This window comes from Paraburkholderia mimosarum LMG 23256 = NBRC 106338 (genome assembly GCF_000739815.1).
Lineage (GTDB): Bacteria > Pseudomonadota > Gammaproteobacteria > Burkholderiales > Burkholderiaceae > Paraburkholderia > Paraburkholderia mimosarum.
This window is the reverse complement of sequence record NZ_BBJJ01000005.1, coordinates 98,024-112,724: the sequence shown is the minus strand read 5'-3', so window position 1 is coordinate 112,724 and position 14,701 is coordinate 98,024. Positions and strand designations below refer to the sequence as shown.

Below are 14,701 nucleotides of genomic sequence, written 5' to 3'. Positions count from 1 at the left end.
CGGCGATTCTTTTCAACGGGTCGCATTGTCGGCTCCAGTTTGACGCTTGTTCTGGGCACTATGCTTGCGCATTCGCCACATGCAGCGCGCGAGTCGACGCCCGGCTTTCGGCCGGATTCCCACGCTGCGGCCGCGCGCACATCGGAGGGAACGACCATGGACGAGCAACGGGCAGAGCGGATCCGGCGGCGCGCGTATCAACTCTGGCAAGAGGGCGGCGCGCAGCAGGGCAAGGCGGATGAATACTGGGGCCGCGCAGAGAGACAGATCGCCGCGGAATACGACGCGGAAGGCGAGACTTCGAATGTCGCTAGCGATCAGGCCGGCAAGCGTCGGCTAGCCGGTGAGCCTTTGCAGGAAGGCAACGCAATGTCAGCCAACGAACTGGCGCACGACAAGCGCCGCGGGTGAGGGAGATGCGGCGCGACGCAAGCTACTGTTGAGCGCGGCGGTCGCGACCGGTTGCATCGGTGTACCGATTGACGATGCTAGCGCCATCCGCTGCGCAGGCGGGTGGCGCGCATTGTCATCGGGAATCAATGATGCGCGAAAAGATCGTTGCGTCCCTGGTGAGACATGATCGCGCCTTGGCTCGTGCGCCCGTACGACGCATTCGACGTGCCGGTGCTTTCCATTCCATAGCCGGAATCGGTCCCGGCTTGAGTGCCGTACTGCTGGGACGTTGCCTGTTGTTGCATCTGCGGCGCCTGATCATTGGGGGCGGTGTTCTGGGCGAAGACCGCGGGAGACAAAGCAAGGCCGAGCGAGAAAATCGCGGAAGCGAAGAGCACTTTCATGATGACACTCCATTTAAACGACATAGATTCGGATTACTAAAAAGTGGGCGCAGGTATTGCAAAACCGCTTGCAGTAAAGCCCACGTTTTTTCACCGCCTATGTCCAAAGAGTACGCCGGCAACCTTAGAAATGGCTTATGTCAAGAGAACAAGGCGTGCGCCGAAGTGTCAACCGTGTATCAAATTGTTATCGGGCGCCATTTAAGCGTCAGTTAAGCAAGGGGCGCTTATAGTCCAGCCTTGGTTTATTTTGCCCCTCAAGCGGCGCAAGGAGCTCTCATGTCCACCAGTACCCGAAGTCTCGTCGAACACGCAGTCAGCAAGGTTCCCGAAGTGACCATCGGCTTCTGGATCATCAAGATTGCCTGCACCACGCTCGGGGAGACAGGCGGGGACTGGGTGTCGATGTCGCTGAATCTCGGCTATCTGATCGGCTCGCTTATTTTCCTTGCGGGCTTTGTCGTGCTGGTCTCGGCGCAAATCCGCGCACAACGCTTCTATTCGTGGCTTTACTGGGCGACGATCGTGGCCACGACCACGCTCGGTACGACGCTCGCCGATTTCTTCGACCGCTCGCTCGGCGTCGGCTATCCAGGTGGCGTGTCGATCATCCTGCTCCTGCTCGTCGCCAGCCTCGGGATCTGGTACCGCGTGGAGGGCTCGGTTTCGATCGAGAGCGTCGCGACTGCACGCGTAGAGTGGTTCTACTGGATCACGATCCTGTTTTCGCAAACGCTCGGCACCGCGCTCGGCGACTGGGTGGCGGGCGACGACCGTGGCGGTCTCGGTCTCGGCTATGAAGTCGGCGCCGCTATCTTCGGCGCGGGTCTCGTCGTCGTGGGTCTGCTCTGGTTGTGGCCGCGCGTCTCGCGCACGGCGCTCTTCTGGTTCGCGTTCGTGCTCACGCGTCCGCTCGGCGCCACGCTGGGCGACTTCCTCGACAAACCCATAGCGGACGGCGGCCTGCATTTCAGCCGGTTTTATGCGTCCGCGCTTTTGCTGATCTTCGTCGTCGGCTGCATCGTGGTGCTGCCTCAGCGCGCCGCGCGCCGGGTGCCGTCGGCGTAGTCGGGGCGCCTCGACCGTCACGGCATCGCGCAGGTGAAGCTGGTCGCCAGATTCAGATTGCCCTTGCCGAGATAGCGCGGGAACGCCGGATAGCGGCACAGCGGGCGAGTGCGGCCGTTGGTGGCTTGTGCGATGTCCGTCGCGAACAGCGTTTCCGGCGCATTGCCGTGCGAGACCCAGTCGTCGAGCGCGCCGAGCAGATCCACCGAGGGAATGAACACGCCGTTGCCGTGCTGGTAACCGGGCACCATGTAAAGCCGCATGAAGCTGTCCACGCGTTCCTCACCGTAGCGGCCGACGAGCGCCTGGTAGTACGCGATCGTCTGGTTCGGGCTGATGACCTCGTCGGCGAGTCCCTGCAACGTGATGAGCTTGCCGCCTCGCGCGATGTAGCGCGAGACGTCGGGATTCATCGCGCCGATCGTCGCCGATAGCGTGAAGAGCCGCTCGCGATAGCGGCCAGGATGCGTCACGTCGAAGTTCGTCGAATCGAAGTTCGGGTCGTGCGTGATGAAGTATTTGAGGTAGGCGTCGCCCTGCGCGTACAGGTACCCGTTTGGCGCGAAGGCGGGCTGCGTTTGCCGCTGCGGCGAGTGCGCGAGCCCCAGCGTGCTCGTCAAGCGCGTTCCCTCGAAGACGTTGTAGCCGCGGTAGCTATCCACGTTCCACGCGAGGGCGTAGGGCAGCCGCAGGCCGTCACGAAGGGTTTCCAGCGTCGCGACCTGCGGCGGCGTGAGGCAGTCGTCGCCGACGTGCCGGCGATCCGCCTGGTCCTCGTTCTGGCAGCGCAGCGAATCGATGATCTCCGGTTCTTTCGCGCGACACGCCTCGACGTCGCTGATGATCGCGTCGGCGGCGCCGTCGAGCGTGTCGCACACCTGCATCACGCGCTCGTACACGCGCTCCAGCAATTGCGGCGAAAGATACCCGCCGGGCGTGCGGTATTCGTGTCTGCCCACCACGACGCCCGTCAGGCGCACGCCCGAAAAATTCAGTGCCGGCGAATTCGCGATCACGCCGTCGTAGTCGTCGGGGTAGCGCTGGATCACCGTGTAGCCTTCGCGGCCGCCCGTCGAGCCGCCCCCGAAATAGACGTGTTCCGGCGCCTGCCCGTAGCCGCGCTCGATCAATGCGAGCGCGACGTCGTGCGCTTTCTTCAGATGCGCGAAGCCGAAGTTCGTCACGGCTTCCTCAAGCAGTCCGAAGTTTGCCTCCGACGACGTGCCGTTGTGGCCCGAGTCGTCGCCGAAGGTCGCGTAACCCCGCGCGAGCGGCGCGCGTTCGGGCGAGAAGGGCATCGGGCCGGTTCCCGTCACGACGACACCGCTGTAGCCGCCGCCGCCGAATTGCAGTGCGCGGTGGTTCCACTGGCTCGGCAAGTTCACTTCGAAGCGGATGTCCGGGGTGCCTGCGCTCTGTGCGCGAATCACGCCGGTCAAGCGGCAGAAGTCGCCGTTGAGATTGCCTGTCGCCGTGGCGGGGATCATGGCCGCGCTCATCACGAGCGCGCCGTTGGTCGGCAAGCCGATGCTGGCGGGCGGCAGCACGGCGCCAGCAAGATCGGTGCAGTGCAGCGGCAGGGAAGGCGTGCGCTGGGCGATTGCGCGGGTGCTGGCGGCGAGCGTCAACGCGACGACAACGATCGCCCGGACGCCCGCGAATGAGAAAGGCGGGGCGCAATGGCCGGCAATGCGCCACGCCAGGCGTTGCGGGGCGCTGCCCGTGCGCGTACCAGCGAATCTCACAGATATCGTTCCATACGCTCTCGTCTGCCTCGGTTAGCTGCCTGCCGCCGCGCGTTCGATCGTGGCGATATCGATCTTGCGCATCGTCATCATCGCTTGCATCGCACGTTTGCCGGCTTCGCGATCCGCGCCGCTGACGAATTCGAGCAGGCGCTTCGGCGTGATCTGCCACGAAAAGCCCCAACGGTCCTTGCACCAACCGCATTCCGATTCCTCGCCGCCGTTGCCGACGATCGCGTTCCAGTAGCGGTCGGTTTGCTCCTGATCGTCGGTCTTGACCATGAAACTCACTGCCTGGCTCGGCTTGAAGTCGGGTCCGCCGTTCAGGCCCACGAAGCGCTGGCCGAGCAGCGTGAATTCCACCAGCAGTTCGGCCCCTTGTCCGATGCCCGGTATCGGGGACGCATGTTTCGCGTCGACGTGGCTGTCGGGAAATGTCGCGGCGTAGAACTCCGCGGCCTCAAGCGCTCTGCCTTCATCGAACCACACACAAGTCACTAGCTCTGGCATGACGATCTCCTTACAGAAAGCTGGCCGCCGTCGGCCCCTCCTTGCTGCATATTCTGACAAAGTCACGATGGATCCGGTGCTCGAGTGGTGCATCGCTCACGGAACCTGTTCACGCCCCGGTTATGCCGGGCATTGTTGCACGCGCGCAGAATATGCCCGCCTCATCAACGCGACGCGTTTCTGTACGAAGGCGCACGGAACGCATGGGCTTTTCGCTTCAGTCTGGTGAATCTGCGTTGACTGCAAGCGCGCTCGTCGAAGACCGGCGAGCCGGGCGAGGGACTGCGATGATCGCGTTGAATCACGAATTGCCGGATGACGCGATCAAGCCCATGAGCGCGGTCAGCGCGCAGGCTTTGGCACGGTCGATGGACGAAACCGGCGTGGCCGTGCTGGGCGATGTCTTGCCGCAAGCCCTTCTCGCGAGGCTCCGCAACTCGATAGCGGAGCTGATCGAGCAGCAGGGCGCCCGATATTTCGGCTTCTACGGCGCTCAATGGATGGCCAGTAGCTGTCTCGCCGAGCTTTACCATGATCCGGGCCTGCTCGCGCTATTGCGCCAGTTGTACGAGCGCAAGATGGGCGCGCCGCCACCCAGTGACCGGATCCTGCCGGTGATGCGCGTGCTGACGGGAACGCAGGGAATCCGGCACTCGAATAATTTCCACTACGATTCTTACGTGGTGTCGATACTGCTTCCTGTGCAGATTCCACATGGGCTGCACGAACCGGAGGGAAGCCTGGTCATGTTTCCCAACCTGCGCGAGGTGCGGCGCTCGGCGATCGTCAATATCGTCGAGAAGGTCGTCGTCGAAAAGCTGCTCGGGCCCGTATGGCGTTTGCCGCTCGTCCAGCGGTGGCTTTCGGCCAGGGTCGTATCTTTGACTCCGGGTGATCTGTACTTCTTCTGGGGCATGCGCTCGCTTCACGCGAATCAGGCCTGTGCGCCTTCCAGCGTGCGCTGCACGGTCCTGCTGCACTTTGGCGATCCGCACGAGAACAGCGTGTTCAAGGGCCTGAGCCAGCGGCTGCATTCGATGCGGCTGCGGCGCATGGCGCGCGATTGACTGAGCAGCAATATTTCATTGCGGACTTCCCACATTCTGGGCCCATCCTCCAATTTCGCGCTGCGAGCCGATCGATCTGCTTTTGCGTCGACACGCGGCTAAAGATTCATCAGCCGGCTGCCGATAGCCTCTGATGAGCAGATGGACACAAATTCAAACACGCGGCGCACCGGCCGTACCGGGGGGTTACCGCGCGCGCCTGCGTGCGCGGTGAAAAAAGCAATGCAAAGCCAGTGGCATATCCATGCGCGCAGCCCACGCCTGTGCGCGATTTTCGCTCTCCCTTCGTGTGCCTTCCTTGCGCCCTCGTTCACGCCGGCCGGCGCAATCGCCTTCGCGCGCAGATCCGCGGACAAGGCCGGAACAAAATCGAAGCAAAGTGCACGGAGAGAGGCCTCGAATGAAAGTTCACGCTAGTGCGCTCACGCTGCTGCGCTGGCTGGCGCAACGCGAGAGCGCGTCGGTCAGCGAGATGACGGCGTCGGGGCTGATGAGTTCTCGCGAAGCGTCGGATGTCGTTCGCTACGCCCTGCGCAACGGCGCCGCCGAGCGGATCGGCACCGGCACAGGGGCGCGAGGATCCGCGCGCTACCGCTCGACCGGCGTGCCTCTGCCGGAGCCCCGGTCGACCACCGTCGTGGCGTCGTTCGACGGTTTGCTGAGAGCATGGGGAATTGCCCAGCAGCCCCCCGAGCTTCCTGCGGTGCGTACGCGGGTGTACCAGATCGATGACGGTGGCCAGGAAAGCTCAGATGCAGGTCTCCGGCGCCGCGGCGATAGCTGAAGAGATCCGCCATTTCTGGTGGCGGCGATCTCGATACAAAAGATCAGACAACAGACGATAAACATGAAAATCCGACTGTGTGAATGCCGGGCAACGCGTTTCTTGCTGTTCGCAGCAATGGCAGGCGTTGCTTCATTTGCAATCTGCGAGTCCTCTGCGCAAGCTGCACTGGGCGACAAACTCTATTCGATGCAAATCGAAGCATCGAGTCTGCGTGGGCATATGGCCTCGACGTCGTCGACCTCCGCCTACACCACGCAGGTGATCACGCTGGAAACGGGCACGACGGTGCGCGAATACGCGAACGCCGCGGGGCAGGTGTTTGCCGTCTCATGGAAGGGACCGCGCCCGCCGGATCTGTCGCAACTCCTCGGCGTTCACTTTTCCGAATTCAGGGCTTCGCTGCAGACGCCTGTCCATGGCGACCTGCACCGACACGTTCAGGTCCAGACGTCGCAAATGATGTATGTAGGCGGCGGCCGGATGAACAACATGCACGGCACGGCGTGGTTGCCTGCGGCGATTCCCGCGGGCGTCTCGCCGGAGGATCTGCAATGAGTTCGATGCGCAACACACTTTGGGCGATGGCGCTCTGTCTCCTGCTGGCCGCATGCGGTGGTGGCGGTGGCAGCAGCAACGGTGGTCAGACTGCGCAATCGAGCACGCCGGGTTCGTCGGGCAGCGGCAATGTATTGGCGATTCACGTGGATACTTCGCTGGCGCCGACAGGTGCGGGCTATGCACCGAATGTACCGGTGACGACGGTAACGGTGTGCGTGCACGGCACCAATCAATGCGTGACGGTGGATGACGTGCTGGTGGATACCGGCTCGGTCGGGCTGCGTCTTGCGGCCTCGGCGCTCGGCAGCTTGACGACCTCGCTTCCCACGCAAACCGATAGCAGTGGCAATGCCATTGGCGAGTGCTATGCGTTCGCGGATGGACGGTATTTCTGGGGGCCGGTGGTGAGCGCCGACATCAAGCTGGCCGGCGAGGTCGCTTCCGACGTGCCGATGCAGATCGACGGCGCGACGTCGGGCTTTCCTTCGACGCCGAGCGGTTGCGCAACGGGTTACACGCTCGCGGACGCGCCTTCGCTCATTGGTGCGAATGGCATTCTGGGCGTTGGCAGTCTGGTGCAGGATTGTCCCGGCTGCACGACCAACGCGACGAACGACATTTACTTTTCGTGCAACACGTCCACTGGAATCTGCCATTCGACGACGCAAAGCGCAGCGAACCAGGTCCAGAATCCCGTGGCGGCGTTTGCAGTGGACAACAATGGCGTGATCGTGAAGTTGCCCGCCATTTCGGCGACGGGACAGGCTTCCGTCGACGGTTCCCTTGTCTTCGGGATCGGCACGCAATCGGACAACACGTTTGCCGCTACGTCGGTGCTCGGCTATGACCCGGCTCTTACCTTTACGACCCAGTACAGCGGGAAGAGCATGACCGAGTCATACATCGATAGTGGATCCAACGGCCTGTTCTTCGTGGACAGCAGCATTGTCCCTTGCTCTGGCACGGCGGGATGGTACTGCCCGGCGGCCACGCTGGCGTTGTCGGCGACGTCCACCGGCAACGCCGGACCCGCGACGCCTGCGAACATGTCCTTCATGGTCGCCAACGAAAACAACCTTGCGCGGACACGGGCCTCCGCTTTCGACAACCTCGCCGCGACAGGCTTGAACAATACATTCGACTGGGGGTTGCCGTTCTTCTTCGGGCGTAATGTGTACTTCGCGATCGCCGGGAGAACGGCGCCTGGCGGCACGGCGCCTTACGTGGCGTTCTAAGGAGTGCTTGAGAGTCGGCATTGCTCTCGCGGAGAATGGCGATCACGCCGTTGAGCGTGATCGCCCCTGTGTTTCAAGCGGCGAGGCGGCGCGGCGCCGCCAATGCGCCGATACCGCGCAAACTTCTAGTTCATACCCGGGTTTGCATTCACGGCGCAGTCACGAAGCAGCCAGGCAATGCGACGCTTGTGTGCGCCATGGGCACGATTAGCGCAACGATTCCAAACGTGCGGGTGCGCGCATGCTGGTATTAATCGGTACCGCGAGACGGCGCGTGATGCCGGGCAAGAAACCGGTCGAACTGGCTGGCAAACGCTTTGCTGTCGCGTGCGCTGAACGCGGACGGGCCACCGGTCTCGATGCCGGCATTGCGCAGTTGATCCATCACGTCGCGCATTGTCAGGCGCTCCTGAATATTTTCGCGCGTGAACCAGTTGCCGCGCGGGTCGAGCGCGTATGCGCCCTTGTCGAGCACAGCGGCCGCGAGGGGGATGTCGGCGGTAATCACCAGGTCGCCGGGCTGGACCAGTTCGACGATGCGGGCGTCGGCCGCATCGAATCCCGCCGGCACCTGAATCGATTTGATAAAGGGCGATGGCGGGGTGCGCAGATATTGGTTCGCAACGAGCGTCACCTGGACCTCGGCGCGCCGCGCGGCCCGAAAGAGCATGTCCTTGATGACGGCGGGGCAGGCGTCGGCGTCGACCAGCACTTGCATGAAGGCTTTTCCGTGACATTAAAAGCGCGATCATATCGCAACGTCTGCAACGGCCTCGCCGTCACCCGGAAGGCATAAACTGCGGCAACCCGGGCGCTCGCTGATTCACCGTGTTTTCCTTGCGTTTGCCTGCATTCCTGCCAACAATGACTACGCAGTGGAACGGCGTCGCCGGGGCCGTCGTACAGGCGGGAACGGATTGCGGTGCTGCGCCGTGTGACCAGAGCCCGCAAACCACTGGATGACCCGTCAACCTGATAGTGCAGAGACGGAGCGCATATGAGCGACGCTACCCACGGGTTCGATGCTGCCGGCGAGCGCAAGTCCACGAGCGGATTGGGGCTGGGCGCGCTCGTCGCACTGGTGGTCGGCTCGATGATCGGCGGCGGGATATTTTCCTTGCCCCAGAATATGGCCGCCTCCGCCGGTGCGGGAGCCGTGCTGATTGGCTGGATCATTACGGCGTTTGGAATGCTCGCGCTCGCGCTGGTATTTCAGACCCTCGCAAACCGCAAGCCGGATCTCGATGGCGGTGTCTATGCGTACGCCAAAGCCGGATTCGGCAATTACATGGGATTTGCCTCAGCGTGGGGTTACTGGATCTGCGCGTGGCTCGGCAATGTCGGGTACTACGTGCTGCTCTTCAGCACGCTGGGATATTTTTTTCCCATATTCGGCGAGGGCAATACGCTGCCCGCCATCGCGTGCGCTTCCGTCCTGTTGTGGAGCGTGCATTTTCTGGTGCTGCGCGGCATTAAAGAGGCGAGTTTCATCAATCAGTTCACGACGGTTGCGAAGATCGTTCCGCTCCTGCTTTTCATTTTGATTTGCCTGCTAGCGTTTCGCGTGGAGATATTCTCGGCTGACTTCTGGGCGCGCGGCAATCCCGCTCTCGGCGGCGTGATGGACCAGGTCCGCAACATGATGCTCGTAACCGTGTGGGTGTTCGTGGGCATAGAGGGCGCCACCGTATTCTCGGCCCGCGCGGCCGAGCGCAAGAACGTCGGCAAGGCGACCGTGATCGGCTTTTTCACCGTCCTGCTGGTGCTGGTGCTCGTCAACGTGCTGTCGCTCGGCATCATGACGCAGCGCCAGCTCGCCGCGCTGAAGAACCCATCGATGGCAGGCGTGCTCCAGCATGTCATCGGGCATTGGGGCGTGGTGCTGGTGAGCGTAGGCCTGGCCATTTCGCTTGCCGGCGCGCTGCTGTCATGGGTCATGCTGTGTGCGGAGATTCTTTTCTCGGCTGCGCGGGACCGCATGATGCCGGCGTTCTTGCGCAAGGAAAACGCGCACCAGGTTCCCGCGAACGCGCTATGGCTGACGAACGTCATGGTGCAGGGATTTCTGCTTATCACGCTCTTTTCAAAAGGCACCTATCTCTCGCTGATCTATCTCGCCACGTCGATGATTCTCGTGCCTTATTTCTGGTCGGCGACCTACGCGTTACTGCTGGCAATCCGGGGCGAAACCTATGAACGTTCGGCGCGCGAGCGGCGCAGGGACGCGATCATCGCAGCGATCTCCGTGCTTTATGCGGCCTGGCTGCTCTATGCGGGCGGTGTCAAGTATCTGCTGCTTTCCTCGCTGCTCTATGCGCCGAGCGTCGTCCTGTTCGCCAAGGCGAGGCGAGAGGCCGGTCAACCGGTGTTCAGCCGGATCGAGAAAGGCGCTTTCGCGGCGGTCCTCGTGGCGGCAGTCGCGGCCGGTTATGGTCTGTATCGTGGGCTGCTGACGCTTTGACGTCGAACGGGTGCACGATCTCGGGCAACCGCGCCCCTCGCGTGGGGCCTTGAAGCGACACAGTGGCGGACCCGCCGAGCCTGGCGCCATGTGACTGTGTGCGCGCAAGACGGCGGCGTTTTGACGATCGAGGCTATGCTGGAGCATCGCGCGCCCTGCGCTCGACTCGTTCCAGCTGTGTATCGTCAAACCGGTCGACAAAGACCCAAGGAGCCAACATGAGCAGAAACGGTGCGAACGGAGTCTTCGGCGCAGTGTTGTGCGTGGCCATCGCGAGTTGCGCCGTCGAAGCGAGCGCGCAGACAGGCGCAAACGCGGCCGATGTGAGCGTGCAACGGGTAGCGGCGTCGACGCCCGGAACCCGGCCGGATACATCGATCGTTCGTGACGTTCGCCGTGCCCTCGGGCGGGTACCGGAGCTCGATCATTCAGAGATTCACATCAGGGTGAGCCATGGCGTCGTCACGCTGACGGGGTCGGTGCCGGAGAGCTGGCAGATTTCGCGCGCCGGCAACGCGGCAAGATCCGTGCTGGGCGTCACCGCGGTGAGGAACAGATTGACCGAGAAAAAGGGCGATGCGGCGGCCAGTGAGTGACGTCTCGCGCATCGGCTAGACGATTGGCGGAAGGGGGGCGGCGTCCCGGGACGCCGCTCGGCCTGTCGGCGAGATGAGATTTCAACGCCAATAGCGTTTCTTGTGATCTGCGCTCCGGTGCGAAGCGCGGCGGCCTGCAAAAAACGCCGAGAGTTCTCGCGACTTCAGGGATCGGGTTGCCGGCGGCAGCCTCGGGTCATTCGTCAGCCATTCACGCTCGCTCGACCACGCATGGCAGTTGTCACTGTGGGTACTGTCGTCCTCATCGTGCCTGGCACCCACCGGACGGACTGAAATTCGAGCCGATGCGTCTTTGGAAAACCTCCCACAGAAGAGACTTTCAAATTTAGGCATCGGTTGCGACGGCTTGTCGCAAACAAGCTGCTAAACATCAATTTATAGTTTGGGCATCTCGTCCTCGGAGCAGTCCAATGGCGGTCAACTGGCGCGTTCTGACGGCCGTGGCCGGCTTCGCCGGGTTGCGGGCGGACATGCTCCTGAACAAAAATGAGGTAACTGTGAAATACGTCAACCGCATCGCAGCGAGTGCGACGTTAGCGATAGTCGCTTTCGGTCTCGCAACGTTCGCCCAGCTCAAGTTCTCTCCCAAGACCGCCGACGACAATCCGGTCGCACGTATCGTCCTCAACATCGAGTCCTGGAGCAGCTAGTAGAAACTGAATCGCGCGGAAAATCAGCGGGAAAACCTGCGCCGCGCCATGACGCGAATCAGCGATAGTCGCCCGAACAGGGACGGTCTATACATCACTCAATGGCATGTCGGAGCACGCTCTCTATCTTGAACGCATTGGCAGTCTCAAAGCCGTGTCGGCAAGCCGAACGCGAGTGTACCAGGCTGGGCATGACGCCAGCATCGAGTTCACATTTGAGCGGATCGAAGTGCTTGCACGGGCTGCGGCCTTGCGTCCGTGAGGCGCGCAACGCTCTCTGAGCCGGGCGCACGATGGTGCGAAAGAAAGGAGCTCGCGGTTTTTCCTCCCGGGTTGCCCTCTTGATAAGGCGATGTGCAAGAAACGCTCAACTCGCTCCCTCCTGCGTCCGTCGCGCGCGGGTTTCCGGGAACCTCTCAAAGGCAGGGACGCTATATCAAGCTCTTCTGGCCGAGCGCGCGATGAATGAGCCCGAACCGGAGGGCATCTTCTAACCCGGCGACGATCAGTGCATCACGGGCGCGTTTCGTGACCATTGCCGCGTGGAGACCGTCGACGCATTCATGACGGCCGCGCGCAGGCCTGCCTTCTGCGCTCCCGTTTGCGCGCGGCAGTCTGCAGCGCGAACGTCGGCCCGATCAACTTAACGATGCCAGCAACATCGACAGCTTGCGGATATGCGCCCTGAAGGCTTCGACCATCGCGCGGTCATGGCCGTCACTCAGATGCGGCGCTTCGGCCAGCTCGACCTGGCTGTGGAACTCGTCGGAAACTTTGCGCCGTTCGTCGGGCGGAAGTATCCGAATGAGCGACACCATCAGTAGTTCCTGCGCATGGATGATACCGAGCACGGATTGTTGGTTCATTTCGACCTCCGTCTGAACGCGGCGATGCCAGCGACTGAACAGCGGGACAAAGCGGGCAGGTGACGGCAGCACCAGGTCGTGGGCTGTCTTCGATCCTCCTTTTTGCCCGTCCATACTAGCGCAAGGATCGAGTCATCTGCACGCCGGCTGACCCAGTGGGCCGAGAATCCAGTAAGGGCGCTTCCAACCTCAGTTTTGCCTGCTGGACAATCTGCAGTGACACTTCCTGATCCGTAGAGTCAGCTCTTAACGGCACATCCTGCCTTTCGAATGGTTCACCACTAGCCAGGTTGGATCTCCGCATGTGGCACGGCCGCTGTCCGATGCGGTCGGCGGAAGTCGACCCCCTGCCGCCTCCTGGACGGCCAAAACGGCGGCTTTCATGTCTTTCCGGCCTTTGCAGTGTCGGCTCCCGGATGGCGACTCTTATCACGGTTTCCAGGCGACCCTGTTGGGGCACGTGTTATGCGCTCCCGGGCGTGCACATTCATGGTGATGTGTCGGGAGCGCCCGTGGGCAAACGGCCTATCGTTAAATGGTTTCGCGATGAGTCAATTCGTGGACAGGAGGATAAGATGCCGCACTGCATAGAAGGCTGGCTAAGCCAAAGCCGCGTGATCGCCGCGCTGGCAGCGTTACTCATGTTATCGGCGTTCACTGATGTGGCGCGCGCTCAGCCCGCTGCTGTACCCAATGTGGCTGCTGTCGGGCCGTCGGTTACATGCCAGCCCACGTCCACGACCAGGCCGCAGCCGAAGCTTCCCATTGGTTTTACCGAGCAGATCTTGTACGCAGGATGTCTCACCCAGCCGACCGCGATAAGCTTCAACGGAAGCAAGACCAGGGTTTTCGTCGCCGAAAAAGGGGGCAAGGTCTGGAATTGCGATTTGGCGACACCTACCTGTACGTTGTTCGCCGACTTGGGGAGTGAAGTTTGCAATGATGCTGACCGGGGGCTCCTCGGACTTGCAGTCGATCCGCAGAATGATGGGAACGTCTACGTTCTTTACACGACGCGTCCTATGACAGGAGCGTGTAGTGGAAACGTCCTTACCGGCGGCCAACTTTCGCTTTTAACAGGGTCGGGCGAAACGAAGATTCTCCCCCCCGCAGGCTCCACCAACCAGCCGTGGTGTTTCTACTATACGTCTCACAGCATCGGGGGCTTGGTCTTCGCAGCCGATAACAAAACGCTATATGTAAGTGCCGGCGATGGCGCAAGCTTCGAGCAGGTCGACTACGGCCAGTTGGATACCGCTTGCGGCGATGGTACAAGTGTGCCGCAGGGGGCGTTTCGCAGTCAGGGCACGTCGCCCTACTACGATGGCGTTATTCTCAAGGTAACGAACCCGGGCGCGACGACCCAAAGCGTTGCCGTTGTCGCAAACGGCCTGCGCAATCCTTTCCGCTTCGCCCGGCTGCCCGGTTTGATGACGGATGAACTGTATATCGGCAATGTGGGTTGGAACCTCTGGGAATCCATCGATCACTTCATCGTCGCCGGCCAGAACTTTGGGTGGCCGTGTTTTGAAGGATGGGACCCCAACAACAACTTCGGTGCCGCTCTTCAACCCGCCTACCAGAGCACTGGCTATTGCGGAAGCGTCAGCCCTGCGAGTGTCCCTAAACCGTTCTATGCGTACGCTCACACGAGTTACGTTACGGCCGAAGACAGCAAGGGAAGGACCTGCGGTGGCAAGCCGTCCGGCTTGGGGCCCGATCAAAACGGTAGTGTGATCTCCGCAATTGGATTCACTGACGGCACCAGCACAACCTACCCGCTTGCGTTCAACAAGGCCTTGTACTTTGGCGATCTTCTTCGGAAATGCATCTGGACAATGCAGCCGCCGAATAACACGCCACAGACGTTTGCCAGGGGCCTGCAGGGAGGACCGGTGGATTTGAAATCCGGTCCGGATGGGGACCTCTTCTACGTCGACCTCGTTACCAGTACCGTGAGGCGATTTACGCATAAGTAGCAGGCGGACAACTGAGTGGTGCGTGGCTGGCGCTAAACGATTCCTGTGCCTTGCGCGAGTTGTGCGTTTGTTCCGCGTATCCTGAAACAGACGGACGGCGGCTTCAGAGGTTGAAGCCGCCGTTTGAATGCCCGTCGGCTCAGCATCACGAAAGACCGGAAGCGGCCGGCTAGCGCCCGATGACTCGTGCCACGATTGATTCGTGCGCGCGTGGCCTGCAAACGGCATCACGCGCCCCGAAAGGGACGCTCGCCTTCGCCGGAAACGGATCTGCAGCTGGGAGTAACATCGGTGTGCTCGCCAGCTCGCATCAATCCTTGCAGCGTGCAGGGCTGAATCCAGCCCTCACCAAGCCTTCCGC

15 protein-coding genes are annotated in these 14,701 nt (G+C 61.8%); 10 read left to right on the top strand and 5 right to left on the bottom strand.

From position 1 onward, the window contains the following. The first annotated feature begins 156 nt into the window (after positions 1-156). Complete coding sequence (locus tag BMI01S_RS05635; RefSeq protein WP_028211348.1) at positions 157-411, top strand: DUF2934 domain-containing protein; 255 nt, start codon at positions 157-159, stop codon at positions 409-411. Positions 412-536: 125 nt separating this feature from the next. On the opposite strand, the gene BMI01S_RS05630 is transcribed toward BMI01S_RS05635, so the two are convergent. Then, the gene (locus BMI01S_RS05630) at positions 537-797 is read right to left on the bottom strand and encodes a hypothetical protein (RefSeq protein ID WP_028211349.1); all 261 of its coding nucleotides are present in this window, start codon (positions 795-797) and stop codon (positions 537-539) included. A 279-nt stretch (positions 798-1,076) separates the two neighbouring features. Between BMI01S_RS05630 and BMI01S_RS05625 the strand changes: the two genes are divergently transcribed. Beyond that, positions 1,077-1,865 (top strand): COG4705 family protein, encoded by a 789-nt coding sequence (locus BMI01S_RS05625; protein WP_028211350.1) that lies wholly within the window; start codon positions 1,077-1,079, stop codon positions 1,863-1,865. Positions 1,866-1,882: 17 nt separating this feature from the next. On the opposite strand, the gene BMI01S_RS05620 is transcribed toward BMI01S_RS05625, so the two are convergent. Continuing rightward, the gene (locus BMI01S_RS05620; RefSeq protein ID WP_407668947.1) at positions 1,883-3,466 is read right to left on the bottom strand and encodes a tannase/feruloyl esterase family alpha/beta hydrolase; all 1,584 of its coding nucleotides are present in this window, start codon (positions 3,464-3,466) and stop codon (positions 1,883-1,885) included. A 177-nt stretch (positions 3,467-3,643) separates the two neighbouring features. Next, the gene (locus BMI01S_RS05615; RefSeq protein WP_028230248.1) at positions 3,644-4,120 is read right to left on the bottom strand and encodes a VOC family protein; all 477 of its coding nucleotides are present in this window, start codon (positions 4,118-4,120) and stop codon (positions 3,644-3,646) included. 287 nt (positions 4,121-4,407) lie between these two features. Here BMI01S_RS05615 and BMI01S_RS05610 point away from each other — a divergent pair, with 287 nt between their 5' ends. The 4 genes from BMI01S_RS05610 (at position 4,408) to BMI01S_RS05595 (ending at position 7,767) form a co-directional block, all read left to right on the top strand. Further along, on the top strand, positions 4,408-5,187 hold the full coding sequence (locus BMI01S_RS05610) for a hypothetical protein (RefSeq protein WP_051381309.1): 780 nt from the start codon (positions 4,408-4,410) through the stop codon (positions 5,185-5,187). Positions 5,188-5,587: 400 nt separating this feature from the next. Continuing rightward, on the top strand, positions 5,588-5,971 hold the full coding sequence (locus BMI01S_RS05605) for a hypothetical protein (protein ID WP_028211353.1): 384 nt from the start codon (positions 5,588-5,590) through the stop codon (positions 5,969-5,971). A gap of 18 nt (positions 5,972-5,989) precedes the next feature. Next, a complete protein-coding gene (locus tag BMI01S_RS05600) occupies positions 5,990-6,529 on the top strand; it encodes a DUF2844 domain-containing protein (protein WP_154671152.1) in 540 nt (179 codons plus the stop codon). Then, the gene (locus tag BMI01S_RS05595; RefSeq protein ID WP_028230249.1) at positions 6,526-7,767 is read left to right on the top strand and encodes a DUF3443 family protein; all 1,242 of its coding nucleotides are present in this window, start codon (positions 6,526-6,528) and stop codon (positions 7,765-7,767) included. Before BMI01S_RS05600 ends, BMI01S_RS05595 begins: the two co-directional genes overlap by 4 nt. A gap of 250 nt (positions 7,768-8,017) precedes the next feature. Here the strand turns inward: BMI01S_RS05595 and BMI01S_RS05585 are convergent, their stop codons facing one another. Next, positions 8,018-8,485 carry a YaiI/YqxD family protein gene (locus BMI01S_RS05585; protein WP_028230250.1) on the bottom strand — a complete coding sequence of 156 codons (468 nt, stop codon included), beginning with the start codon at positions 8,483-8,485 and terminating at the stop codon, positions 8,018-8,020. A 279-nt stretch (positions 8,486-8,764) separates the two neighbouring features. On the opposite strand from BMI01S_RS05585, the gene arcD reads away from it, so the two are divergent. The 3 genes from arcD to BMI01S_RS05570 all read left to right on the top strand — a co-directional run bounded on the left by arcD (position 8,765) and on the right by BMI01S_RS05570 (position 11,495). Then, positions 8,765-10,228 (top strand): arginine-ornithine antiporter, encoded by a 1,464-nt coding sequence (arcD, locus tag BMI01S_RS05580; RefSeq protein WP_028230251.1) that lies wholly within the window; start codon positions 8,765-8,767, stop codon positions 10,226-10,228. Positions 10,229-10,446: 218 nt separating this feature from the next. Further along, complete coding sequence (locus BMI01S_RS05575; protein ID WP_028211358.1) at positions 10,447-10,824, top strand: BON domain-containing protein; 378 nt, start codon at positions 10,447-10,449, stop codon at positions 10,822-10,824. A gap of 431 nt (positions 10,825-11,255) precedes the next feature. Beyond that, on the top strand, positions 11,256-11,495 hold the full coding sequence (locus BMI01S_RS05570) for a hypothetical protein (RefSeq protein ID WP_028230252.1): 240 nt from the start codon (positions 11,256-11,258) through the stop codon (positions 11,493-11,495). A 638-nt stretch (positions 11,496-12,133) separates the two neighbouring features. Here the strand turns inward: BMI01S_RS05570 and BMI01S_RS05565 are convergent. Continuing rightward, positions 12,134-12,361 carry a hypothetical protein gene (locus tag BMI01S_RS05565; protein ID WP_028211361.1) on the bottom strand — a complete coding sequence of 76 codons (228 nt, stop codon included), beginning with the start codon at positions 12,359-12,361 and terminating at the stop codon, positions 12,134-12,136. A gap of 575 nt (positions 12,362-12,936) precedes the next feature. On the opposite strand from BMI01S_RS05565, the gene BMI01S_RS05560 reads away from it, so the two are divergent. Continuing rightward, complete coding sequence (locus tag BMI01S_RS05560) at positions 12,937-14,340, top strand: PQQ-dependent sugar dehydrogenase (protein ID WP_028230253.1); 1,404 nt, start codon at positions 12,937-12,939, stop codon at positions 14,338-14,340. Positions 14,341-14,701 lie beyond the last annotated feature (361 nt).